Source organism: Pseudoalteromonas sp. CST2 (assembly GCF_028599385.1).
GTDB lineage: Bacteria > Pseudomonadota > Gammaproteobacteria > Enterobacterales > Alteromonadaceae > Pseudoalteromonas > Pseudoalteromonas atlantica.
On record NZ_JAQREO010000004.1, the window covers coordinates 220,833 to 245,629 of the forward strand.

At 40.3% G+C, this 24,797-nt stretch carries 22 protein-coding genes and 3 pseudogenes; 12 read left to right on the forward strand and 13 right to left on the reverse strand.

The genetic code is table 11. The features are described 5' to 3' along the window. Window positions 1-7: 7 nt before the first annotated feature. The 7 genes and pseudogenes from PSH41_RS07915 to PSH41_RS07945 all read right to left on the reverse strand — a co-directional run bounded on the left by PSH41_RS07915 (window position 8) and on the right by PSH41_RS07945 (window position 6,674). Window positions 8-1,076, reverse strand: a pseudogene (locus tag PSH41_RS07915) (mechanosensitive ion channel family protein). Window positions 1,077-1,245: 169 nt separating this feature from the next. Then, complete coding sequence (locus PSH41_RS07920; protein ID WP_029772173.1) at window positions 1,246-1,647, reverse strand: DUF6691 family protein; 402 nt, start codon at window positions 1,645-1,647, stop codon at window positions 1,246-1,248. Between the two features lie 4 nt (window positions 1,648-1,651). Then, complete coding sequence (locus PSH41_RS07925) at window positions 1,652-2,065, reverse strand: YeeE/YedE family protein (protein WP_024033749.1); 414 nt, start codon at window positions 2,063-2,065, stop codon at window positions 1,652-1,654. 1 nt (window position 2,066) lies between these two features. Then, window positions 2,067-3,326, reverse strand: a complete 1,260-nt coding sequence (locus tag PSH41_RS07930; RefSeq protein ID WP_273588953.1) for an OmpP1/FadL family transporter — start codon at window positions 3,324-3,326, stop codon at window positions 2,067-2,069. 221 nt (window positions 3,327-3,547) lie between these two features. Further along, a complete protein-coding gene (locus tag PSH41_RS07935; protein ID WP_273588952.1) occupies window positions 3,548-4,978 on the reverse strand; it encodes a sugar porter family MFS transporter in 1,431 nt (476 codons plus the stop codon). Between the two features lie 36 nt (window positions 4,979-5,014). After that, a complete protein-coding gene (locus PSH41_RS07940; RefSeq protein ID WP_273588951.1) occupies window positions 5,015-6,109 on the reverse strand; it encodes a FecR family protein in 1,095 nt (364 codons plus the stop codon). Then, window positions 6,102-6,674, reverse strand: a complete 573-nt coding sequence (locus PSH41_RS07945; protein ID WP_024033745.1) for an RNA polymerase sigma factor — start codon at window positions 6,672-6,674, stop codon at window positions 6,102-6,104. The genes PSH41_RS07940 and PSH41_RS07945 overlap by 8 nt, the downstream gene beginning before the upstream one ends. 354 nt (window positions 6,675-7,028) lie before the next feature. Here PSH41_RS07945 and PSH41_RS07950 point away from each other — a divergent pair, with 354 nt between their 5' ends. The 4 genes from PSH41_RS07950 (at window position 7,029) to PSH41_RS07965 (ending at window position 13,441) form a co-directional block, all read left to right on the forward strand. Then, the gene (locus tag PSH41_RS07950; protein WP_273588950.1) at window positions 7,029-10,322 is read left to right on the forward strand and encodes a TonB-dependent receptor; all 3,294 of its coding nucleotides are present in this window, start codon (window positions 7,029-7,031) and stop codon (window positions 10,320-10,322) included. A 71-nt stretch (window positions 10,323-10,393) separates the two neighbouring features. Next, entirely contained in the window at window positions 10,394-11,950 is a 1,557-nt protein-coding gene (locus PSH41_RS07955) for a tryptophan halogenase family protein (protein WP_273588949.1), read from the forward strand. 38 nt (window positions 11,951-11,988) lie between these two features. Continuing rightward, complete coding sequence (locus tag PSH41_RS07960; protein WP_273588948.1) at window positions 11,989-12,729, forward strand: SapC family protein; 741 nt, start codon at window positions 11,989-11,991, stop codon at window positions 12,727-12,729. After that, entirely contained in the window at window positions 12,722-13,441 is a 720-nt protein-coding gene (locus PSH41_RS07965; RefSeq protein WP_154945258.1) for a DUF6445 family protein, read from the forward strand. Before PSH41_RS07960 ends, PSH41_RS07965 begins: the two co-directional genes overlap by 8 nt. A gap of 7 nt (window positions 13,442-13,448) precedes the next feature. Here PSH41_RS07965 and PSH41_RS07970 read toward each other — a convergent pair. Further along, window positions 13,449-13,589, reverse strand: a pseudogene (locus PSH41_RS07970) (protein phosphatase); the annotation flags it as partial. A gap of 172 nt (window positions 13,590-13,761) precedes the next feature. Here PSH41_RS07970 and PSH41_RS07975 point away from each other — a divergent pair. After that, the gene (locus PSH41_RS07975; protein WP_273588947.1) at window positions 13,762-14,181 is read left to right on the forward strand and encodes a GNAT family N-acetyltransferase; all 420 of its coding nucleotides are present in this window, start codon (window positions 13,762-13,764) and stop codon (window positions 14,179-14,181) included. 283 nt (window positions 14,182-14,464) lie between these two features. On the opposite strand, the pseudogene PSH41_RS07980 reads toward PSH41_RS07975, so the two are convergent. Beyond that, a pseudogene (locus tag PSH41_RS07980) lies at window positions 14,465-14,893 on the reverse strand (phosphatase domain-containing putative toxin); the annotation flags it as partial. Between the two features lie 419 nt (window positions 14,894-15,312). Here PSH41_RS07980 and PSH41_RS07990 point away from each other — a divergent pair. The 3 genes from PSH41_RS07990 (at window position 15,313) to PSH41_RS08000 (ending at window position 19,595) form a co-directional block, all read left to right on the forward strand. Continuing rightward, on the forward strand, window positions 15,313-17,550 hold the full coding sequence (locus PSH41_RS07990; RefSeq protein ID WP_273588946.1) for an exonuclease domain-containing protein: 2,238 nt from the start codon (window positions 15,313-15,315) through the stop codon (window positions 17,548-17,550). Between the two features lie 136 nt (window positions 17,551-17,686). Next, complete coding sequence (locus PSH41_RS07995; protein WP_273588945.1) at window positions 17,687-18,580, forward strand: hypothetical protein; 894 nt, start codon at window positions 17,687-17,689, stop codon at window positions 18,578-18,580. 61 nt (window positions 18,581-18,641) lie between these two features. After that, window positions 18,642-19,595: a hypothetical protein gene (locus tag PSH41_RS08000; RefSeq protein WP_273588944.1), complete on the forward strand. Its 954-nt coding sequence runs from the start codon at window positions 18,642-18,644 to the stop codon at window positions 19,593-19,595. On the opposite strand, the gene PSH41_RS08005 is transcribed toward PSH41_RS08000, so the two are convergent. Then, on the reverse strand, window positions 19,579-20,925 hold the full coding sequence (locus tag PSH41_RS08005; protein WP_273588943.1) for a S8 family serine peptidase: 1,347 nt from the start codon (window positions 20,923-20,925) through the stop codon (window positions 19,579-19,581). The genes PSH41_RS08000 and PSH41_RS08005 overlap by 17 nt on opposite strands. A gap of 139 nt (window positions 20,926-21,064) precedes the next feature. Between PSH41_RS08005 and PSH41_RS08010 the strand changes: the two genes are divergently transcribed. The 3 genes from PSH41_RS08010 to PSH41_RS08020 are packed head-to-tail and all read left to right on the forward strand — an operon-like array spanning window position 21,065 to window position 22,831. Further along, entirely contained in the window at window positions 21,065-21,556 is a 492-nt protein-coding gene (locus tag PSH41_RS08010; RefSeq protein WP_054982238.1) for an RNA polymerase sigma factor, read from the forward strand. Beyond that, window positions 21,553-22,293: an anti-sigma factor family protein gene (locus PSH41_RS08015; RefSeq protein ID WP_273588942.1), complete on the forward strand. Its 741-nt coding sequence runs from the start codon at window positions 21,553-21,555 to the stop codon at window positions 22,291-22,293. The genes PSH41_RS08010 and PSH41_RS08015 overlap by 4 nt, the downstream gene beginning before the upstream one ends. A 25-nt stretch (window positions 22,294-22,318) precedes the next feature. Then, a complete protein-coding gene (locus tag PSH41_RS08020; RefSeq protein WP_337939742.1) occupies window positions 22,319-22,831 on the forward strand; it encodes a CC0125/CC1285 family lipoprotein in 513 nt (170 codons plus the stop codon). 17 nt (window positions 22,832-22,848) lie between these two features. Here the strand turns inward: PSH41_RS08020 and PSH41_RS08025 are convergent, their stop codons facing one another. Beyond that, complete coding sequence (locus PSH41_RS08025) at window positions 22,849-23,733, reverse strand: DMT family transporter (RefSeq protein WP_273588940.1); 885 nt, start codon at window positions 23,731-23,733, stop codon at window positions 22,849-22,851. Between the two features lie 105 nt (window positions 23,734-23,838). On the opposite strand from PSH41_RS08025, the gene PSH41_RS08030 reads away from it, so the two are divergent. Continuing rightward, a complete protein-coding gene (locus tag PSH41_RS08030; RefSeq protein WP_024033714.1) occupies window positions 23,839-24,363 on the forward strand; it encodes a hypothetical protein in 525 nt (174 codons plus the stop codon). A gap of 2 nt (window positions 24,364-24,365) precedes the next feature. On the opposite strand, the gene rsmS is transcribed toward PSH41_RS08030, so the two are convergent. Both rsmS and PSH41_RS08040 read right to left on the reverse strand, forming a co-directional pair. Then, entirely contained in the window at window positions 24,366-24,518 is a 153-nt protein-coding gene (rsmS, locus tag PSH41_RS08035; RefSeq protein WP_024033713.1) for a pleiotropic regulatory protein RsmS, read from the reverse strand. Then, window positions 24,502-24,783 carry a late competence development ComFB family protein gene (locus PSH41_RS08040; RefSeq protein WP_004585951.1) on the reverse strand — a complete coding sequence of 94 codons (282 nt, stop codon included), beginning with the start codon at window positions 24,781-24,783 and terminating at the stop codon, window positions 24,502-24,504. Before PSH41_RS08040 ends, rsmS begins: the two co-directional genes overlap by 17 nt. Window positions 24,784-24,797: the final 14 nt, after the last annotated feature.

A 24,797-nucleotide genomic window follows, 5' to 3' on the forward strand; every position in this document is an offset into this window, starting at 1 on the left:
CTCGCGCTTATTTTTTATCGCTATTAAAATTAGCGGCTTCTTGCGCTGTGTTAATAGCTGTAATAGGGAAGGGGATCACAATACCTTCTTGGTTATAGCGTTTATGTAGCGCTTTAATAAAAGCAGATTTAACCCAAAACCGATTAAAGTACTCTTTTGCGCGCAGCATTACGGTAAAATTAATGCTTGAGTTATCAAAGGTGTGATACACCACAAAGGTATTGTAATCATCAACCCCCCACTCATGGTCAATTAGTACTTGGCGAGCAACTTCAAGCGTTACTTGCTTTACAAATTCTAGGTCTGAGCTGTAGTGAACGCTTACATCAACAGGTACGCTCAGTTCTTTTTCGGTTAATAATACGCGATTTAGAAAGCTGACTATTAGGAATAATAATCATATTATTTGGCAGCATTTTAACCCACGTAGAGCGCCAACCAATTTTCTCTACAAAGCCTTGCTCCTTTGACTCAAGCTCAATAAAATCCCCCACCCGTATGGGTTTATCTATAACAAGTTGTACGCCCGAAAAAAAGTTTTCAAGGGTGGGCTGCAGGGCAAGTGCCACCGCTAATGACGTAATACCTAACGAGGCAATTATAGGCGTAATAGAAATACCCAAGGTGCCTAACAGCACTAAAGCCCCGACCGATAAAACGCTTACCCTAATAATGCCTTTAATAATACTTTGCGAATTAAAAATTACCGCCGACTCTTTGCTGTAGTAATTAATGGTGCCCACAAAAAAGCGGTCAAAAAATAAAATAATAGCCACTAAGCCCAAAATAATATTAATGGTCGAAAACGAAATATAGCTCGCAACCGGCTCGCCTTGTATTAACAACCCTTGCTCTATAATGGTGAGTAGCACAATAATTGTGCAAAGGGTGAGCGGTTTAGAGATAGAGGCGATAAGTAAGCTATCGAATATAAATTTAGTGTGAGAGGTCCACTTTTTAAGCCAGTACATTATAAAAAAGCGGATGCAAAACAAAGCTATAGTTATAGAAACTAAACAAATAGCAATAACAACCCAAGGTTGCTCTGTTAGGTTGTAAAAAGTAGTAGCAGACATTACTTACCTCTCTTTTATAAACTTAAAAGAGTAAGCAGCAAGTTATGTACCTATATGAATAGTTAGCCAAGGCAAGTAAGTTGAGGCTATTTAAATAGCGTTAAACTGGCAAGCTAATACCTGCCAGTTTAAATGAAGGACTAAGGCCGTATATCTTCCGAGGTTAAATTTATACTTTTTTAGCTATCCACATACCGCCAAGTACGGCTGCAAAAAATAACCAAAATTCCATTTTAAGTGAAGTAAGTTGCACAAGGCCCGGGCCTGGGCATATGCCGCTTAATCCCCAGCCCAAACCAAACAGTACAGAGCCAGTGATTAGCCGAGGGCTAATGTTTTTGACATCACTTAAAGTAAACGTTTCACCAAGCAGTGGTTTATCTTTTTTGGCAACCCAAAACCATGCCAGCATCATTATTCCCATAGCCACAGCCATTACAATAATTAAACTGCCATCCCATTGATTTTGAAAATTTAAAAAGTTAAGTACTTTGTCGGGGTTTGTCATACCACTAATGATAAGCCCTAAACCAAATATAAATCCTAAAATAACATGAATTACTGCTGTCATTTTTTTAACCTACTAGGTTTGCTGTAATTATAGCCACGGCCATAAATGTACATGTTGAAACCCACGAACGGGTAGAAAAACGCGACATGCCACATACGCCATGGCCACTTGTACAGCCATTAGCTAATGAGGTGCCCATACCGACAAGTAGCCCAGCTATAACTATAAGCACAGGCGATAAGCTCAGCTCACCTTCTAATAAAGACGGCGCAAATATACGCACCGCAATACCGGCTAATAATAGCCCTGCAATAAAGTATAATTTCCAACGCGACTCAGCCGTTTGCTTATTAAAAACAGATTTAACAATGCCTGATATACCGGCTATTTTTCCGTATAAAACCAGTAATAGTGCGCACGCTATTCCTATTAAAGCACCCCCTATAGCTGCCGCTATTGGCGTAAACTCTGTAACCATTTTATATTCCCCAAACAACCGACACACCTAGGCCTGATTGCTCCATTTCAATTGATATTTGTTGGTTTGGCGCTAAGTAGTTAGCACCCGATACTTTTTTAGCTGGCGAGTAAAAAGCCATTGCATTTAATTGTACCGTGTTACTAATAGAATGGCTAAAACCCGTAGTAAAATGCCATTCTTGCACACCTGGCGCTAAAATATTAAGTAAAACGTTTGATGAAGGAATAGGTTGCTCTGTATACGAAATACCAAAGCGAATTTTTTGTTTTGCTGTACGCTGCCACTGATAGCCAAGTTTATAAATGGTCATATCGTCCCAACCAAAACCTGCGCCTGCATCGGCACCTAGTGGAGCCGACATTAAATTATCAATCGGGTTAGCAATGCTGTTTACTTCACTGTAATTTATTTTTTGCCAATCAAATACAAGCTGGTTGTTTGGCGTAATTTTATAAGCTGCGCCAATTTGAAGCGAACTAGGTAAATCAAATCCACCTTGCTCTGCAAACAAACCTTTATAGCTATCAAACTCTTGCATAGACACTGATGAGCGGTAACTTGCTCCCCAGCTTAATGACGAGTTTATATCTTGGCTAATACCTAATTGAATACCTAAGCCTGTGCTGGTGTCGGTGCCATTATTAGCAAGGGCTTGGGGCGATTGCGAAAAAGGCGCAAAGTTTCCAAGGCCTGTAGCTTTAAACTGCTGCACTGCATAAATTGGTGATACACCAAGGCGTATTTGCTCGTTAAGTTTGTAGCTTATTGTTGGGCTAATAAACATTTGCTTTAAATCAACACCCGTAGTGCCAGCATAAAATGTGCCTTCAGGCTCTGAATCGGCGCTGTAGTCGGTGTTCATACCGCCATTAGCATAAACTAATAAGCCAATACTTACTTTGTCATTAAGCTGGTGGCCAATAGCAAACTCAGGAATAGCAAATAAAGTGTTATCACTTTTTTGGGTTTTTGCTTGCAGGTAGAATGCGTCAGGGTAAAAGGTATCTACATCGGATGCTGAGTATTTTCGAACAGGCGAAAAAAGCTCCAAGCCCACAGATAATTGCGTGCCATTAGCTAAAAAGGTAGCAGGGTTATTAGCGCCAGACATTAACTCTTCAGATAGCGCAACACCCGCACCCGCCATGCCTTTGTGGGTCATGCCATAACCATGAGTAAAATACCCATTGGTAGCAAATGCGTTAAACGAACCTAAAGTAAGGGTTAGGGCCAAACCAGATACTAACTTATTTTTCATTTTGATAGACATACGTAGTGGGAAAACGCGGACAATAGCTAATTTTCTATATTCAAAAAAGGAATTTAAATCGATTACTTATAGTAAAAAGGAATACTGAACGCGATTGGTAAGCCACTGTTTAGCGCAGTAATTATTAGATGGTTTAATACTGATATTAAATCAATCATTTACCTAAAAAGCACAAAGCGGTGAAAAGGGTTCACCGCTTTCAGGGCTAATTACATAGACTCAAGTGTTTTACCACGGGTTTCTGTAATGTATTTAGCCACAAAAAATATGCTAATAAGTGCCGATAAAGCATAAAATCCGTACGCACCTGCAAGGCCAATATTAGCTAGCATAATAGGGAAGGTCATGGTAATGGCAAAGTTAGCAATCCACTGCGCGCTTGCAGCAACAGCAAGCGCTGCACCGCGAATACGGTTATTAAACATTTCGCCTAATAACACCCACACAACGGGGCCCCAACTTAATCCAAAAAACACCACAAATAAGTTAGCTATAATAAGCGCAAACGTACCCATGTTATCGCTAAGTGCAAGCTTGCCTGCTTCATCAAGGCCTGCGCTACCAAATATATAAGTAAGCGCGCTTAAGCTGATAAACATACCAATACTGCCCACTAATAGCAGTGGTTTACGGCCAATTTTGTCAACAAGGGCAATAGCAATAAAGGTCGATACAATATTAGTCGTACCCGCTAATACATTTATAAATAACGATTGCGACTCGTCAAACCCAGCGGCTTGCCAAAGCTCAGAGCCGTAATAAAACACCACGTTTATACCCACAAATTGCTGAAACACACTCAGCGCAACACCCGCCCATACAATTGGGTGTACTTTTTTACTGCCATCAATAAATAAATCGCGAATACTCGGCTTTTTATTGCTACGTAAGGAGCTTTTAACATCGCTTATTTGCGCAGCAACGTTGTCGTTCGAAATTTTACTAAATACTGTTTTTGCATCGTCTACTTTACCTTGCGCCACTAAATAACGAGGCGACTCAGGAATAAACAACACACCCACTAAAAACAGTATTGCAGGCACAAGCTCAGCCCAAAACATCCAGCGCCAAGCGGCTATATCAAGTATTAAAATATTTTGCGCACTACCTGCTGCATCAGCAATTAAATAGTTACTTAAAAATGCAGCAAATAAACCCAATACAATAGCGAGTTGTTGTAATGTAGCTAAACGACCACGAAGGGCAGGTGGCGCAACCTCTGCAATATAAGCTGGCGCCAATACCGATGCAGCACCAATACCTAAGCCACCAAATAAGCGGTAAAAAATAAACTCGGCCGAGCTTTCGCTAATGCCTGAGCCAAACGCACTAATGGCAAAAATAATCGAGGTGATGATCATAATTGCACGCCGGCCAAACTTATCAGCCAGCGGCCCTGCAGCAAGTGCACCTAAGGCACAGCCAAGTAATACAGACGCTACGTTAAAGCCCGTAGCCACACTGCTTGAATTAAACGCATTACCGAGTGCCGACACTGTGCCGTTAATAACACCCGAGTCAAAACCAAATAAAAAGCCACCAATAGCAGCCACTGCAGAAATAAAAATTACGTAAAAAAGAGAGCATGTGCCCAATGTGTGCGCCGAGCTATTACTGCTCGGCGAGAGAGGTGATGTCATAATTGTGTGTCCTGGTTTTTATTATTGTGTACTTTACTATATTGAGACGTGTGGTGCTGCGTATTTTAAACGAATTTTATCTGGGCTAACTCTTTCATAATCAATATTAAAATTATTGTTTAATACTTCTAGCAGTCCTTTAATATCGCCCGTTTTGAACATGCCAGCTACTTGTACTTTTTTGAGACGGTCATCCTCTGAAAGCTCGAAATCTATATTTGTATAGCGGCTGATTTCAGCCATGGCTTCAGCAAGTGATTCACCTCTAAATATTAAGCTACCTTTACGCCACGATAATCTAGCGGCTACATCCATAGGATCAACTTTTTCGACAGCTTTAGCAATTTTACCTTTGAAGCTTAAATCAAGTTTTTCTCCCTTTGACACCGAAGTTGAACTATTTGATAAATACTGACCTCGTTTATTAGTCCCTTGGGAAAGATTTGGTAACGGTTTGGCACTTTGCTCTGCAACAAGGACTTTGCCATCTGTCACAATCAGTTCTATTTGCTTTTGACCTACTTCTACATTAAATGCAGTACCAACAGCCTGAATAACTTTATCACCAGCGATAACACTTAAAGGGCGCATTTTATCGTGAGCTACGTCTATATGAATTTCGCCACGCAGTAAATTTATTACGCGAGTGTGTTGGGTATACCTCACTTGAACAAAGCTATTTGTGTTTAAGGTGATTTTACTTTTATCAGAAAGCAGTATGTCCTTACTTTCACCTACGTCGGTTTGAAAATTAAGCTGTTTAGCAACCACAGCTGATTGATTAACCGGGTAAAAAAATGAAAAGTTAAACGCTTCTTGAAAAAAGCTAAGTGCAACAGCTAATAAAATAGATGCAGCTGTTGCACCTAACCACACAGGGAGGCGTTTTTGTTTTACTGGTGTTTGTGGAAACAGATCTGACAAGCGGCTGAGGTCGTCCATTTTGTCCCACAGCTGTGCTACTTCAAGTAACACCTCTACATTTTTATAAGATTGTGACAACCATTGCTTTAACGCTTGTTCTTCGAGCTTAGACAGTCCACGATCAAGTTTAGCCAGCCACTCACTTGCTTTATCAAGGCGCGCATCGTCGCTAGTGTTTCGTTCGTTTATATGATGAACATTACTCATTCCTCCCTCCTGCATTTAGCTGCGAAGAAGTATTTGGTTGCCCATAAACACTTTTTGTAGATTGACGCATAAATTGCGTACAACGTTTCATGCCTGTTGCTATATGTTTTTCCACGGTACTTTCACTAAGGTTTAATTGAGCAGCAATTTCTCGCTGCGAATAACCATACACTTTTTTTAATACAAACACTTTACGGCACTGCACAGGTAAAAGCCGTATGGCTTCACAAAAATTAGAAAATTCACTATCGGTGAGTGCTTTTTCGTACATTTCGTCTTGCTGGTGTTCCGCTAAGAGTTGCTCTAACGCTTCCATGTTGTCGATCCCATCGACTAGGCGTATATTGGCTTGCTTTTGGTAATCGAGCGCTAAATTTCGCGCCGTTTTATAAATAAAAGATTTTGGTGAGCTTATGTTTTCAGTGTTTTTAATCTGACAAATTCGCACATAAGTTTCTTGCACTATATCTTCAATTTCATGTGGCGGCACTATACGTGCAACTACATTTGAGAGACTTTTGCGCGAGGCCAAATAGACCTTATAAAAAAGTGTGTCTTTCGTCATTTAGTGTGTGTCTCGTGTGTGTTTACGGCAATTATTGTTATTGTTTTGCCAATACAAACTAAGACGAATGGTAAGAAAAAATCCGCCATTAAATTTAAAAAATAAATAAGTTTTTTTATTTTTAAATTTAATGTTCACTAACCGCAAAGGGCATAAAGCTTGTAATGTAAAGGCGAAGTGTACTACAGTTTTTGCCATTATAAATACCTTACTAAGTACTGGCTCTGTACTTTAGAAACTTTAACTTTTTAATTAATAAGTAAAAAATTGCAATGTGGACTGTATTTTTAATTGTTTAAAAATACAGTTAAAAGCGCAAACAATAAAAATAATAAAGGCATAAAAAAAATTAGCATGGCTAGTCAAAAAAATAATTTATTAAAAAAAAATAAAAAAAATTTATGGAGGAAAATAAAAAGTCACTCGTCTTTGTTCTGTGTGTGGCCAAAAACTATACACAAGGAATATTTACATTTGCCGCTTTGTTTACCGCTTTATGCGCTGGTTTTTAGCTTACTCACCACCGAGGTAAAAGCGAGCGCTGTAAACGATAAAGCTGTGTTTAATATTCCAAGACAAAGGGCCGATTTATCGCTAATAAATTTTGCCGAGCAAGCCGATATTACTTTGCTTTTTCCGCTGGATAAAATTCAGCAGTTACAAACAAATACTATTGCTGGCGAGTATTCAATAATAAACGCATTACAGATTTTACTCGATGGCACAGGGTTGCAACCGCATGTTAGCGAAGATGGGCAAATATCTATTTTAATAGACCCAAGTTTCGAGAGAACTGACAACATGGCTAACTATAAAAAAAATGGCGTGTCCAGTGCTGTGCTAGCTGTACTGAGCACAATGGCAACGCTCCCTGCAGTGGCAGAGACAGCAGCACAAGAACCAGAAATAATTGAAGTACGCGGGATCAGAGGCTCGCTTGGCCGAGCTATGGATGCCAAAAGAGAAGCGGGCGGCGTGGTCGACTCCATTTCAGCAGAAGATATTGGTAAATTTCCTGACACAAATTTAGCTGAGTCTTTACAGCGAATTACGGGGGTTTCAATAGACCGTTCAGGCGGTGAAGGGCAGCTTATTACGGTGCGTGGTTTTGGCCCGCAGTTTAATACTGTGCTTGTAAATGGTCGCCAAATGGCCTCTGAGAATCAAAGCCGTGCGTTTAGCTTTGATACTATTGCATCAGAGCTAGTTAAAAGCTTAGATGTATTTAAAACCTCAACAGCCACTATGCAATCTGGTGGTATTGGCTCAACAGTAAATGTAAATACTGCGCGACCATTTGCGATTAGCGGTTTTAAAGTGGCAGGTAGCGTTAAGGGTATTTACGATGAAAATAGCGAAGAAACTACACCTGAAATTTCTGGATTAATTAGTAATACATTTAATGATGACACATTGGGTGTTTTGTTCGCTGTTTCTCGCCAAGAGCGCGAAACACGCTTAAACCAGGCGCAGGTAGACGGCTGGTTAGAAAACGTGGGCGTCCCAAACCCGCAAACTCAAAGCGGGCAAGCATACACCGGTAATATTTTTTCGCCGCGTAATTACGATCATAAAGTAACAACAGAAACACGTACACGTACCAATGCAAACTTAGTAATACAGTACGCACCTTCAGGTGATTTAGTTATCACTGCTGATGCGCTCTATTCTGATTTTGATGTAGAAGCAGATACAACGTCTTATGGGCATTGGTTTACAGCGCCAAACTTAGAAGGCTTTGGCGGCGCTGCAGGGCCAACTGTTGATGAAAATGGCACTGTGGTTGATTTATATCAAGAGGTAGGCCTTGCCACCGATATGCACGCTAAAAAGTTTGATCGTTTAACCAACTCTAGCGCATTAGGTTTAAACTTTGATTGGCATGTAAACGATAACTTAAATATGAAGTTTGATTTAAGCCACTCAAAAGCTGAGCGTGAGGCTAATAATGGTGGCGGCGATCAGTTATCGTTGATTGGCTATGCTAACCGAGTTCGATTTGAAGTGGATGGCGGTATTTTACCTTATGCGAGTGAGTTTGCCCCTGCTAACCCTAACATTTATAGCGGCCAGCAAGAGCTGGACGGTGTTGCTTATAACCCTGCAGTTACACCTGATGGCGTATCAAACCATTTAGATACAGCCAATAGCCGAGCACATGTAATGCTACGCCGTGGTTGGGCTGTAGAAGATACCGTGGATCAGTTTCGTTGGGATAGCATTTGGCATAACGATGGTACATCTGGCCTAGTCTCGGTCAAATTTGGTGCTATGTATTCAACTGAAACTAAAAACCTTGATCGTTGGGATAACGAAGGTGTTGGTATTCACTGTACTTTTTGTGGTTACCCAGATGACCCAAGTATGGATGGCTTAGCGCAATTTGTATTTGACGCAGGAGATGACTTTTTATCTGATGTGAGCGGCAGCGGTCGTATGCCAACGTCATGGCTTGCACATGATGGTGAGGCAAACTTTGCGTACCTTGAGCAAATAGCTGCAGCGAATGGTCAGCCTATTAGTTTTGATGCAGTTAAGCGTAATAAGTCGTTTGAGATAACTGAAGATACTTTCTCGTTTTATACAGAATTTGATTTTGAAGCTGAACTTGCAGGCATTCCTTTATACGCAACAGCCGGCTTTAGATACGAAAGCACCGATGTAGAAGTAAAAGGCACAGACGAGCCAGTTAGTGCATTAACGATCTTAGATAAAACGGAAATGCTTGCTAACTTTGGCGCCGTAGAAAATATTTCAGCAAGTTCAGATTACGAAGCGATTTTACCTAACTTTAGTGTAAAGCTTGAAATAAGCGATGAGCTAATAGCACGTGCTGCTGTATCACAAACAATTACACGACCAACACTCGATAGTATGTCGCCTGTAACTGTAATCGAAACAACTCGGCAGGGGGGCAATTTGACATCAAGCTCTGGTAACCCTGAACTTGAACCGTTTACCTCTGATAACTTAGATTTATCATTAGAGTGGTATTACGCTGATGCCAGTTATTTATCCGCTGGTTACTTTAGAAAGAATGTTGCTAACTTCATTATCAATACCACTGAAGATTTAACCTTTGAATTGTCCGGTGGCGGATTATTGACTGATCCTTCAACAGGTAACGATGTAGATAGCCCTGATGCAGCCGACTCAACGGCTGTATTTACAAACACCTTACCAAATAATAGCGAATCGGCGATTGTTGATGGCTGGGAAATAGCCTTACAGCATAGTTTTGACAGTGGCTTTGGCTTTATGGTTAATGCAACATTTGTAGACAGTGATGCAGAGCTAGACCCTGCAGATATAACTCAAGTATTTGCATTAACAGGCTTAAGCGACTCTTATAATGTGGTTGGCTTTTATGAGAATGGACCATTTCAAGCGCGTTTAGCCTATAACTGGCGCGATAGCTTCGTACAGTCACTTACACAGCTAAATGGTGATGGTGTGACAATTGTGGAAGATTACGCACAACTTGATGCTAGCGGCAGCTATGACATTACCGAAAATGTATCGGTATTTTTTGAAGGTATTAACTTAACCGAAGAATACGTGCACAAGCGTGGTCGTTTTTCTAATCAATTATTATTGGTTGAAGATAGCGGACGACGTTTTGCGTTAGGTATTCGCGGTAGTTTTTAACTTTAATTAATAAAGTGGCTTTTACATTTAGTAATAGCCACTTTTTAAATATGCCTTTATAGGTAACAAGTATGAACCAGCAAAATAAAAAAATAAAAACAGTGGTTGTCGTTGGTGGTGGTATAGCGGGCTGGCTAACAGCCGGACGATTAGCGGCGCACCATAAAAGTAATACCCCCGATGGCCTTAATGTTGTGCTAGTTGAATCTCCAAATGTACCAATTATAGGTGTCGGTGAAGGCACTTGGCCTACCATGCGTAGTACATTAATAGCACTTGGTATTAGCGAAACCGACTTTATACGTGAGTGCGAAGCAAGCTTTAAGCAAGGTGCAAAATTTGCCAAATGGGTAGATGGCAGCAATGATGATTTTTATTATCACCCATTAGTTTTGCCACAGGGCTTTTCAAAAACAGATATGGCAGGGCATTGGTTAAATAATACCGCTGAGCCAACGTCTTTTTCTAATGCAGTATGTTACCAAGAAGCTATTTGTGAGCAAGGGCTTGCTCCTAAAACAATTCGCACCCCAGAATATGCTGCCTTAGCCAATTATGCCTACCACTTAGACTCGGCAAAATTTGCCGTTTTTTTACAAAAACATTGTACGCAGGAGCTTGGCGTTAAACATTTTTTAGCTGATGTAACACAGGTCAATAGTGCTAAAAATGGCGATATTGCAAGTGTTACCACAAAGCAGCAAGGTGAAATTAGCGGTGATTTATTTGTCGATTGTACTGGTTTTTCATCATTGTTATTAGGCGAGCATTATAAGGTTCCTTTTATGCCTTGCGATGATGTGCTGTTTATCGATACCGCCTTAGCAGTGCAAGTCCCCTATGAGAATGAAGATGAGAGCATTGCGTCTCACACAATTTCAACAGCGCAAGAAGCAGGCTGGATATGGGATATAGGGTTACAACACCGCCGTGGGGTAGGTTATGTGTATTCGAGTAAATACAGTAGCGAAGCACAAGCACGAGAAAAGCTTAAAGAGTATGTTGGCGATAAAATAGAGTCGTTAACAATTAGAAAAATCCCTATTAAAAGTGGCCATCGCTCACACTTTTGGCAGAACAACTGTGTTGCGGTAGGGCTTTCGGCTGGCTTTTTGGAACCGCTTGAAGCTTCTGCATTGGTATTAGTAGAAATGTCAGCGCAAATGATAAGCGAACAACTCCCCCACACCCGCGATATTATGGATATTACCGCCAAGCGCTTTAATGAGACGTTTAGCTACAGGTGGGAAAAAATAATCGACTTTTTAAAGTTACACTATATTTTATCAACCCGTGACGATAACGCATTTTGGCGTGATAACAGAGACCCAAAAACGATTCCTCAAAGCCTACAAGATCTAATGAAATTATGGCAATACCGCGCCCCTGCTGATCACGACTTTACAAGTAACAATGAGGTGTTTCCAGCGGCGAGTTATCAATATGTTTTATATGGTATGGGCTTTAAAAGTGACTACAGCACAACTTCCTATATGCTTAAAGACACTGATTTTGCTAAAAGTCAGTTTGATAAAAATAAAAGCATGATAAACCAAGCAGTCACTAACTTACCTAGTAACCGAGAATTGTTAAATAAAATTAAGAGTCATGGCTTTAGCACTATTTAGCTTAAAAATTTACACATAAAAACAATAAAGAGACACGCATGGAAAATTTAGTCGCATTAGAGCAAAGTGCTCATCAGCATATAAAAATAGACACACAAAAAGCACAATCACACGCTGAAAACATTAATATGATCCCTGTTGTTATGGCAGAACTTAATCAAATTGCCGTTCAGCAGCCTATAGTTTTTGCAAAAAACTCAGAAACAGGGGAGTTTACACTCAATGCTTTATTAGGCTTTGAGCAACATGAGAACTTGTTTTATCAGTACTCGCAGTGGCAGGGAGTATATTTACCGCTTCAGTTACAGCGTCAGCCATTTTTTGTTGGTGATACTCATGCAAAGCAAACTCAATACCCTGTGTGTATTAATTTAAATAGCCCAGCAGTCATTAATAACCAAGCGCAAAGCCAGAATGTTTTAGAACCAATTTATACCCAAAACGCAGAAGAAAGTGGTTATTTAAAAAAAATAAAGCAGTGTTTAGGGCATTTACTACAAGGCGAAATAGACAATAAAAAGTTAATAGATACCTTGTTACAGCATGAGCTACTGCAGCCATTATCGCTTGAGGTAACGTTTCAGAACAGTCAAAAAACAAAGTTAAACGGCTTATACACTATTAATCAAGAAAGACTCGCACAACTTGATAGTGATCAAATTACGCTTTTACATCAACGCGCTTTATTACCCGCTATTTATACTGTTATAACCTCACTTGGCCAAATATACCCATTGATTGAGCGTAAAAATGCGGAGCTTAATTTAGCCGATGATTGATTTTACACTTAACAAAAATATGGTGTTACAGATACACACTGTTGGGGAGGAGCAAACCCCAATTATTGTTATTGATGATTTTGTAAATAATGTAGATGAACTTATTAATTTTGCTGTGTTTTCTCAAAACGCCAGAGAAACATTTTGCGCACAAGAAAGTGATTTTTATCCAGGAGTAAGAAAAGCAGCACCGCTTAGTTATATCGAGCGGTTAAAAGACCTTGCGCCAATTATTAATTCACACTTTGATATGACAGATAAAAGCGAGTTTGATGTAATACTTTCTGCTTTTTCAATTGCATGCACTGAACCTGATGAGCTAAGGCCAATACAAATGCTCCCTCATTTTGATACACCAAATATGAATCAACTTGCTATGGTGCACTTTTTATGTGATGAAACGCATGGTGGCACTTCATTTTATAAGCATAGAGCCCTAGGGTATGAACGCATAACAAAAGAGCGACTTATGCCATATAGGCAAACTATTAAGCAGCAAGCCATGGCGCAAAAGCTTCACAAAAACCCACATTATATAAATGGCAGTACAGCTTTGTTTGAGCAAGTTTACAGTGTAGAGGCAAAGTTAAATCGGGTTGTTATATACCCAAGCAACTTATTGCACTCTGGTAATATAAATGCGGCCAACGATTATGTATGCGATCCAATTAATGGGCGTTTAACTATTAGTAGCTTTGCTGTTTTACGTTAGCTTTTTATTACCTGCTAAAACTTTCAAAGTACTCTTTTTGCAATGCTATAGTCAGTGCTTTAGGGCGAATACCTTGTACTAAGCTGTATACCTCATCTTTTGTGTAACCTGCCGAATTTAAAATAAGCGCAGCGACCAACGCTGTGCGGTCATATTGATATTACCTTTTTTCTTTTACATTAAAAGTTGAATATATCCCCTGAAAGCTGGTTAAAACTAATTAACCAATTAGCACGCGTAATTTATAGCGCAGTTTAGCTTATTCAATTAAAGTGGCTAATTAGTTTATTGAGTATTAATTCTTTTTTGAGGCTAGATGGATGCTAGAGATTGTTGCTACTGAAGACTTAAAGGCTGCCGCACAGTTTACGTTTAACAATATGAAACCCTATTACCAAATGTATGCGGTAGATTGGGATGTAGAAGACGTTTATCAAGCTACCAAAAACCTTAAAAATTTTGATATTTTGTGTAAGGAGCAACACATAGGTGTCGTGCGCTTATCGTTTGATGAAGGGCGTTGCCAACTTCGCGATATTCAGATTGAAACTGCTTATCAAAACAAAGGTTATGGTGCTCACGTTATTGCTAAAGTAGTTGATATAGCTCGACAACACAGTGTCAAATTCATAGACCTCAAAGTATTTCAGCTAAGCCCTGCATTTAAGTTATATAGCCGTATTGGATTTGCAGTCGATAGAAAAGATGATCGTTTCTACTACATGAGCTTGCGAGTCTAATAGCAACAGTATTAAGAGGCGTAAAGTACTCGCTTTCACTACTCTTTAGCTAACTTTAGTCAAGTCCGACTGTATTGCCTTATGCAGGCATTAGTTTTTAGGAGAGCGAGGTGTTCTTAATTGCTGTGTGGTCTGCTCAAAAATTTAAAAGTACATTTAGGCCTGCAGGTTTTGGCTCATTCCTATTTGGTGTTTTTTTGGTTTACATAATTACGATTAGTTACCGCTAATAAGTGGCTAAGCTTATAAAGGGTAACTAATAATGAGCGTTAACATATTCCCCTCACACCTCAAAGTTATTAAAGTATTCTTTTTGTAGTTCTATAGTCAGTGCTTTGGGGCGAATACCTTGTACTAAGCTGTATACCTCATCTTTTGGGTAACCTGCCGAATTTAAAATAAGCGCAGCAACCAACCCTGTGCGGCCAGTGCCGCCTTTGCAATGTATGGCAATGGTTTGTTTTTGCTGTATAGCTTGTAGTATGTCTGCTTTGTGGGTGTTCCAGCTTGATATAAAAGGCTGTTTGGGTGCTTCGTCGTCATTTATAGGTAAATGAAACCAGGTTATATCGTGCTTATTGCACTCACTATTAATTGTTTGTACGTTGTTTTTTTCAAGCTCCTTTTGTGGCATAAGCGATAACAGCATGTGAGTGCCAGCGGCTTTTAATGTGGCGATTGAATCCGCTAGGTTTTGCGTTTTTGTACTAGGGCCTGCTTATCTTTCGAGGTTAACTTTGCAGCAGCATGTTTGTTTTTTAGGCAAGGCAGAGCTTATGTAGTGTGGTGGTTTCCCATAAATAGGCGATAACGCAGTATAAATGCCAAACATGCGCTGCCCGAAGGGTTCTGCCTAGGGGGGATTGACTCTTTGTTGCTCGGCTTTTACTTAGCCCACTAGGTTACAAGCCTCGCGCCGCGATTAAATCTCCCCTAGATTGAACAAATTTAATCCTGAAAGGTCAGCAGGCCCTGAGCAAGGCGTAAAAATAATATTTGCGCCGTTATTAAGTGATAAAACATCGTATGGGTGCGCGCTCATGGTAAGTCCTTTATTTTTAATAAATTTACTTTTATACGCTCACTATAGCGTGTTTTAGTTACAAGTTTAAGATTGAATAATAAACACAAATGCTAGATACTGTTTTTATATACAGTTGTGGCGATGTTATGAAAAAAGAATTACCAGCAAAATACTATTTAGCGCATTTTAGAGAGCTTATTGAGTTTGTAACAAGTAAATGTATGCATTTACTTGAGCCTAAACATAGTGAATTTATTAGTAAAATTAACCAACTAGATGAGCAAAGCCAATGCATGTTGGCGCGTGTGTATTCGCGCAAACCTTATTTAGTGCAGGCGCAATCGCTTAATTATGAAGAAATAACTTCGCCGCATCAGGCTATTTATACGCTAAAAACAGCGGGTATCTTATATGAGCCAAACGCACAGCATTACAAGCAGCTTATAGCGCATTTAACCAAGCCCATGCTGGTGGAGTTACTCAGTAATTACAGTGAGCAAGTAAGCTTTAAGAAAAGCGCAGCTAAAGGGGAGTTGGTCACTATTGCGTGCCAATTTTTTAGTGAGCGCGCAGATGATTTAGCCCCTTTATATAGCCAATATGTGATAAATAACCGTGAAGATTATTACGAGTATTTTGAGTTTTTATTTGCAGGGCGCTTAAGTAGTGGCGATGTAAACCATCAAAACCGCTTTGTTATGCGCGATTTAGGGTTAACCGCTACCCGCGAAGGGCACAGCGAGAGCTTATCGCGCTTTAATACACTCGCTGAGGCACAATCTAATTACGTTTTAAATCGTTACCGTTTAGCGTTTAAAAACATCGGCAAAACAGCCGGTAATACAAAAGATGAAACCTTTGATGACAAAACCCCTTACACCGAGCTTGCGCTTTTAGTATTAGTGCAACCGGCGCACGGTGCACAAGCGCACGATATTAAAAATAAATTGCTGGTTAGGCTGTATAAACAACTTAAAAATACCGATAGCGAACTTGCCTTTAGCCTACTTGAAGGCTGCACCGATTACGCCGAAGCACAAGAAATTCAAATAAGAGAGCAATACCGCCTAGGTAATAAAGCGTGGGTTAAAGCGCAGCTAGAGCAAATTATAGAAAACCCGCTCACCGACGATTTACTGTACTTTGCTGATGACTTTTTAATGCGTAAGTTTAATAAACAAACGCGTTCGCGCTTAAGTACTATGCTGGCCGACACCCAATGTGTACTTGAAATTGACGAAATTTACCGAGGCGATGTAGAGCAAGGCGTAAATGAGTATTACAGTGCAAAAGGGTTAACGGTTTTTAATACCGAAAACACCTTATGGCAAAGCTTGTTTGGCTTAGTATTTTGGCACGAGTTATTTATTGAGTCGCCTTACCCGCCGTGTAATGAATTTGATATTTACCCGCAAGTTTTACAGCTTGGTAATTTTTATGAAGCACAAAGCACGCAAATTGATGCACGTTTAAAAAGCTGTAGCACTAATCAGGCGCTGCTTAATTTGGTATGTAAGCATGCCGCGCAGTATTTTGAGCAGCCCAATGGTTTATTTAGATGGCGCAGCAATTTATTAGAGCCACTAGAGGCACTTATTTTAAACAGCCCGCTTGAAGCGTTAATTGCGCATTTAACGGCCATGAGCAAACACTATTTACAGCTAAAAGACGGCTACCCCGACTTAATGGTTATTAATAATGGCCAAGTACATTTTGAAGAGGTAAAAGCCCCAGGCGATAAGCTCAGGCGCAACCAATTAACCACCATTGATAATTTAAAAAATGTGGGCTTTACAGTACATATTGCTGCAGTTAAGTGGTTTGTAGACCCTAACCGTATTTACAGCGTAGTTGATATAGAAACCACGGGTGGCTTAAAAGGCGGTAACCGCATTACCGAAATTGGCATTGTTAAAGTGCAGCACGGTAAAGTAATTGATACCTGGACGACACTTATTAATCCGCAGCGCCATATCCCAAGCTTTATTACTAAATTGACCGGCATAAGCGATGGCATGGTTTACAACGCGCCTGTATTTGCCGATATAGCACAGCCACTACTAGATAAACTTGCAGGCAGTATTTTTGTAGCCCATAACGTAAACTTTGATTACGGTTTTATAAAAAAAGAATGCGAGGTTGCAGGGCACTTTTTTAAAATGCCAAAAATGTGCACCGTGGTTGAATCGCGCAGAGCGTTTAAAGGCTTAAAGTCGTATTCGCTTGGTAACCTTAGTACGCATTTTAATTTAAATTTAACCAGCCATCACCGCGCATTGGCTGATGCTACCGCCACTGCCGAGCTGTTACTGCTGATCCAAAACAGTGAAACGCTTACGCAGTAAACGAGTAACTTATATTTAAGAGTATGAAACTTAAATAATTAAGTAACGTTATTATAATTTTTTATTTATTTTTGGAATAAAGTGTTTTTGTAAATCGTCTTCTTTATGTCAATCCGACAAACTAGAGGACAAAACAATGACTAAATTAAATAAAATTGTAAGCGTAATGATGTTAAGCGGTGTGTGTACTTTTACAGGTGCAGTGCACGCCGCTGATATTGAACTATCTCAGTCAACGTCGGCGCAGCAACAAACATCTACATCTATTGTACTTTCACAAAACGGTTTAACAGCCAGTGGTAGCAACGAGTCAAACGTATCTAACGATACACAAGTAACGGCTGATGACTCGCAAAACACAGATTCGACGGCGAATAACACGCAAACTCCAGCGCAAGAAAGTAGCGAGGCCGCAGAGCCTGCAAATACATTAGTTGCATCTGCAAGCGGATCTTTAAATAATGCATTAAATGCATCGGCCTCGTCTTTCAATAACTCAGGCAATACAGCGCTTGATACAACAGCCAATACAGCGCTCGATGCAACAACACAGTTAACTTCATCGGCGGGTAATTTAACAACCGCTGTGAGCCAGTCATCATTACTTTCTGTTACCTCTGAACAAGGCGCTCAGCCAGATACTACCGATACACCAGCCGATGCCTCTTTACTTTCAAATGTGGGCAGCGCTACCGATTCAGTTACACAAGCTGATGCAACTAATGCGCTTAATGCGGGTGAGCTTACAAACCAATTAGCAATTACTAATACGGCTGCAAACTCAGTAAGCTCTGCACTGCAAATGGGTGATGCAATTAACACCAGTAATGAAGTAGTAAGCAGTGTTCAGCAATCTTTAATTGCCAGTGTGCAAGACAGTACGGTTAGTAGTTTACAAAGCACAGTACAACAAAGTGTTAGCGGGCAGGTGAGTGCAGCGGTTACTGATCAAATTAGTAACGATGTAGCACTTAGCACCGCAAGTAAAGTAGTAACCAACATTACTAACGATTTAGACCTAGGCCTTTAATACGCCAAGTGCTTGCACAAATGCCGAATGGGGAAACCTATTCGGCCTGTTGGAGAAAAATATGAAAGCAGTTATAACCGCCACATTGTGTGTTTTTAGTGCTCAAGCGGTGCTTGCACAAACTAACCACATTAAAACAGCTGAGCAAAATAAGCCCTTTAAAAGTAACTTTGAGCTAAATGCAGATGCAGAAGTTGGGGTATTAAGTAACTCGGCGCTCTCTGTTCAAGAGCTTGACGATATTTCCTCGCAAAGCGACAGCGGCATAAAAACCGCAGCAGGTGTTAATGCAAAATGGCAAGTAACTAAAAGCGCTAAATTAACCTCAAGCTATAAGTTTGAACAACAAGACTACGATGAGTTTGATCAATACGATTTAGACCTGCATCAATATGGTTTAGATGGCAGTTATAACTTTAATAGCCATGAGGTAGGGGTTCGTTACGATGGCGCAAAAGCAAATGTAGATGGCGAAACATTTTTACATTTTAATCAAGCCAGTGCTTACTATGGCCATTTTTTAAACCCGCATACGTATTTGCGTATGAGTGTAAAAACCAAAGCTAAACGTTTTGCTACTGCAAAAGCACGTAATGCCGACGGCGTAGGTGGCGATATAGCGCTTTATCATTTTATAAATAACGGCCAAACCATGCTAATGGCAGCGCTAAGTGCTGATAAAGAAAATGCCGACGACAACCAATACGACTTTAACGGCTATGGTTTTACTACTAAAGTTACGCACAAATTTACGGCCTTTAATGTGGCTAACAAAGTAGGGGCTGGCTGGCGTTATCAAAATAAAGATTACGATGAGCAAACAACGGATGATTTTTTTGAGCAAATACCGTCGCGAGATGAGCACCGAAATGTCGTTAATGCGTTTTATAACCTAGCTGTGTTTGAGCACGTAACACTCATAGCCGAGGCTGAATATGGCGATTATCAATCAAAGCTTAGTAGCAATACCTATACGCAATCGGTTTTATCGGCGTCAGTTAAAGTGCACTTTTAGGTGGGTAAATGGCACCATAACCAAAGGTGGTGTCTTTGCCTTGCTCGCCTAAGTCGATGGCAAGCGATGTAAGCTCGTTAAGTGCTTTGGTTTTATTATTACCATGCTTTAACAATAAACAACTTAATGCCGCGCTTACATGCGGCGCCGCCATTGACGTACCCGACTCCCTTCCAAATTTTCCATTGCCTTGGCTTGTAACAACATTTACACCAAGGGCTGCAAAGTCTATGTAATCGCCTTTATTTGACCATCTATAAATTTGGTTATTTGCATCAATAGCACTTACCGCTATCACGCTTTTATAGGCACCTGGGTATAACGGCTGCGACGCCGGCCCTTGGTTACCTGCAGCAGCTACAATTAACACGTTTTGTTTTATTGCGGCAGTAATACTTGCTTCTAAAACTGCGTTATTTGGCCCTGTTAGGCTCATATTTATTACGGGTATTTTATTACTGACTAGCCAGTTAAGTGCTTCTACTATGGCAAATAATGTAGCCCCTTGTGCATATTCAGATTGCCTATAAAACACCTCGGCACTGTAAAGCATGGCACTGCCTAAAAGCGGGTTAAGTTTTGCGCCTTTACCTGTAATTAGCCCTGCAATGGCGGTGCCGTGTAAATTTGGCGAGCTTAACCCTTGTGGTAAAAAGCTTTGCGTAGTGATATTTGCACCTTCAAAAGCACTGTGTTTGGTATTAATGGCGCTGTCGATCATGCCAATTTTTACGCTTTGTGTGCAGTAGGGGGCAATAGAGTTATTTGGTGTTACTTTTTCGGTAGGCTCGCCAGTTTGCGCCTGGTATATGTGGTTTCGGTCAAGTATTGCAGACTCATCTAAGTTAAGTGCTTTTAATAACTCACTTTTAGAATTAACACCTTGGGGGGCGTTAAAGCGTACTAAGCTCATGTTAAGTGCGTTGTAATTTTTTACCGATACAATGGTTACATTTTGCTGCTTTAGGGTATTAAGTTGTTGGCTATTTGCCATTAATAACCATTGGCGCTCTATTGCTCTAAAGCCGTTTTCTAGCTCTACTTCAACAAATGCGGTGTTTTGGCTATTTATATTAATGTTAAGCACATTGGGTAAGCTGCTAATTGGCTCACTAATTTGCGCTTTTAGTTCATCAATCGACACTTGTGGTACAGGCACCGGAAGCGGCAGGCGTTGTGCTCGCTCTATAGTTTGCTCAATACGCTGCTCTATTGGGTTTAGTTGCCCAAGCACTTGATCGACGCTTACTATATTGGCTGAGCTCGTTGCGCTAAATATGCAAAGCGAAGTGGCTATTATGTGTTTAACGCGTGTGTTTTTAATATTCATAGTGGGTTACTTCTATTAAATTTACCATGCTTGTAGTTAACGTTTAACACATAAAAATATTTCATTATTCAAATTATTTTGATTATTTGGGAATAAATGTTTTTTTGAATCGTCTTCTTTATAAAAGGGGTAAAAATCAATGAACGAAACATTAAAAACCTTATTGCCCATGCTTAGGCGTTTTGCCTATTCGTTAACGGGTAGTAAAGCAGATGCAGACGATGTAGTGCAAATAACAATTGAAAAACTATTAGTAAAAGGCATTCCGGATGACGTTGAGCCTGCTAAATGGGCGTTTAAAATTTGCCGCAATGTGTGGATAGACGAATACCGCTCACGCAAGGTAAGGCAAAATACGGCCCAGGCCGATGTTTTACCAGAGCCAATTACAAGTAATGAGCACCAAACACTCGAAAACAAACAAATGCTTAAAAATGTAAATACAGCACTTGGGCAATTACCCGAAGAGCAACGCGCCATTGTATCGCTGGTGGCAGTGCAGGGCATGGCCTATAAAGAAGTAGCACATACACTCGATATACCTATAGGCAGTGTAATGAGTAAATTATCGCGAGCACGCAGTACACTTTATAACTTAATAAAACCCGACTTTAAAAAGGAGCAAGTATGAACATTAACGACGAAACACTTAGCGCCTTTTTAGACTCAGAGCTAAGCGAGCACGAAATGGAGCAAGTGCGCAAAGCCCTTGAAACCGATGATGAACTAGTAATGCGACTTGCAGAGCTAAGCGAAGTAGACATGCGAGTAAAAGAGCACGCAACAAGTATTGATGACGCACCCCTTAGTGACTCATTAGCTAAAACGGTTGCAAAGCTTGATACAGCAACGGCAAAAAATACGTTAAATAGCAATGTAGTAACGTTAACGCCTTGGCAAAGGGTTAAGCAGTCGGCTAATAAAAGCTTAGCAATAGCTGCAAGCGTTGCCGTGGTATTTGGTATTGCAATGACTAGTTATTTACAACCCAATGAGTCGCAAAATTTAGTAGCCAGTAACATAGCAGCAGCACTTAATACACAGCTAAGTAGTGGTGAGTATAAGCAAAGTGATGGCTCAGTATTTAGCGCGCAGCTTAGCTTTAAAAATCAGCAAGGTGAGCTTTGTAGGCAGTATGCGCTAAGCTCAAACAATACCATGCAAACAAGCATTGCTTGTAAAACGCAAAGCGGTTGGCAAATAAAAGCGCAAACAGCCGCGCAGCAAAGTGATAATGGCGCGCAATATCAAACGGCGTCTAATAACAGTGAGTTAGATGCTGTTATAGATAGCATGATCAGCGGCGCACCATTAGATAGAGCGCAAGAGCAGCAAGCAATTAGTGCAAAGTGGCAGTTAACCCAATAATAGTTTTTATAAAACGAGGTGAATGATGAAAACATCTATTTTAATTATCAGTATTTTACTTATGGCGGGTTGCGCATCTAAACCCGACTACCGCCCAGCTAATAATGGCTCACAAGGTTATAGCGAGCAAAAAGTTAGTGACGATCAATACCGAGTAGAGTTTAAAAGTGTGTCAAACAACGTAGCCGATGCCGGTGATTATGCATTGTTACGCGCGGCTGAACTTACCCAAGCGCAAGGCTACGACTGGTTTGTTGTAACAAATAAAGAAACCTTTGTTGAGTCTAAATTGCAAGCGCCCGCGTCATCTATTAGTGCAGAACACAGCCAGCAATATGAGCGAAACTGCGGTTTATTAACCTGCGAAACACGCGTACGCCCGAGCAATAGCGTAGGCGTACAAGTGAGCAACAATGATAAACGAAAAGAAGTACACACCCTGATTGACATTAAAATGGGCAAAGGTATTAAACCCAGCGACAACAGCTATAGCGCACAAGACTTAATTGAAAACTTAAGCAAAAAAACGCAAAAGTAAGTGCTTTGTAAAAGCACTTAGCTTGCTTTAGCTAAGTGCTTTTTTCGTGGTAAAAAACCAGTAACCAGCATAGTACCCACAATAACAAATAATGCGCCGAGTAACGTATTTGGCCCTATTTGCTCATCTAAAATTAAATGCCCCCAAAAAATGCCAAATAGCGGAATTAAAAACGTGACCGTTAAAGCTGAGGTTGGGCCTATATCGTCAATAAGTTTAAAAAATAAAATATAAGCAAGTGCGGTACACACCACGCCAAGTGCTAATACGCCGAGCATAACGTTGGTACTAGGTACTTCGCGTAATGGCATAAAAAGTATAAGGGGCAGTACTATAAAACTGGCTGCCCACATAGAGCCGTGTGCGTTATCGAACGGGGCAAGCTTAGGGGCATTTTTTGTATAATGGGATGCAATGGCATAACACAGGGAGGCGCTTAGCGCTGCTGCAATCGCAATAAGTGACTGACTATTTAATACAAAATGATTTTGCCCAACTAAAATTGCCACGCCTATTAAACCCAACAGCAAACCTAACACCATGCTTTTAGTCGGTTTGGTTTTGCTCCAAATTATACCCACCACCGCGCCCCATATGGGCGTTGTAGAATTTAAAATAGATAAAGTAGAGGCACTAATCGTTTGCGCGGCATAAGCAAACAGTAAAAAGGGTAGGGCGGAGTTAAGTGCGCCAATTATAAAAAAGTGCTTTGTGTGCTTAGTAAACGCCAAGCGGCGTTTTAAGTACAGCGCCACAATAAAGAGGGTGAGTGCGGCAAAGCCAACTCTAAACTCTATTAACACCGCTGGGCCTAAGCTGTTTGCTGCCATTCGCATAAATAAAAATGACGCGCCCCAAATTGCAGCCAGAAAAAATAACCGAAGTAAACTTGTTAAGCTCATGATAGTATTTTAATTATACAAATTAATTTACAGAGTAACAGGCTTTGCATTAACTGTAAGCCAGATTCGGTACTCGCATATAAAAATAATAAAAAAGGAATAGTCATGAGCCGATATTTACTGATCACAGCAATTATGGGAGTGGGTTTATTAAGTGGTTGTGGGTCTACGCCTATTAATTTATACGATGATATAACCATGAAAAAACATGAGTACAATGGCATAAAAGCGTATAAAAAAGGTGATTATAAACAAGCTTTTATGTATCTAAAAGACCCTGCAGCACTTGGCTATAAAAGCGCGCAATACACATTGTCGTTTATGTTTTTAAAAGGGCAGTACTTAACACAATCTACTAACATGGGTATGGGGTGGCTAGGCGTTGCAAAAGAGGCTGGAGTTGAAAGTTGGCAGGCGCAATACAATACCTTTTATAACGCGGCCACTTCGGCGCAACAGCTTAAAATAGACGAAACCGTTGCGTTGTACATAAGCCAATATGGTAGTAAAGCACAAAAAATGACGTGCCGTCGCTCAACAACCCCAAGACGCACGTTTGGCGAGATTAAAATTGATTGTAACAAACACGATGGCACTGTGACTAAATACGAAGTGCAAACAAAAGAGTAATGCTAAGCGGTGGCTTGTTTTTGTTCAAAGTCACTTTTTACAATTTCGAGCGCTTTTAATACATCCTCTGGAGCAACCTCGTGCTGCTCCAAAAGCATAATTAAATCCACTGCCAGTTTTACATGTGTAGGGGCGTTATCAAGTGGGCTGGTCATCTAAATCTTTCTTTTTTGAAATTTGGCTAATAGCAACATCAATAGCGGTTTGTACGCGCTCTTCCATGTGAATACGTTCACTTTGTGGTAAATAAAAGGCCATATCTACATCGTATCTAATATAACGTGGCGGCAATTGATTAAGTACCGTGCAACAAAAATCGGCCATTACATCTTCACTGTAAACTTTATCTAGTTTACGTTTAATGATTTCTTCAACTACAATTTTTTCGTAAAAGTTATGTATGTCGTCGTGCAGTCGCATCGTGCTAGCGCCTT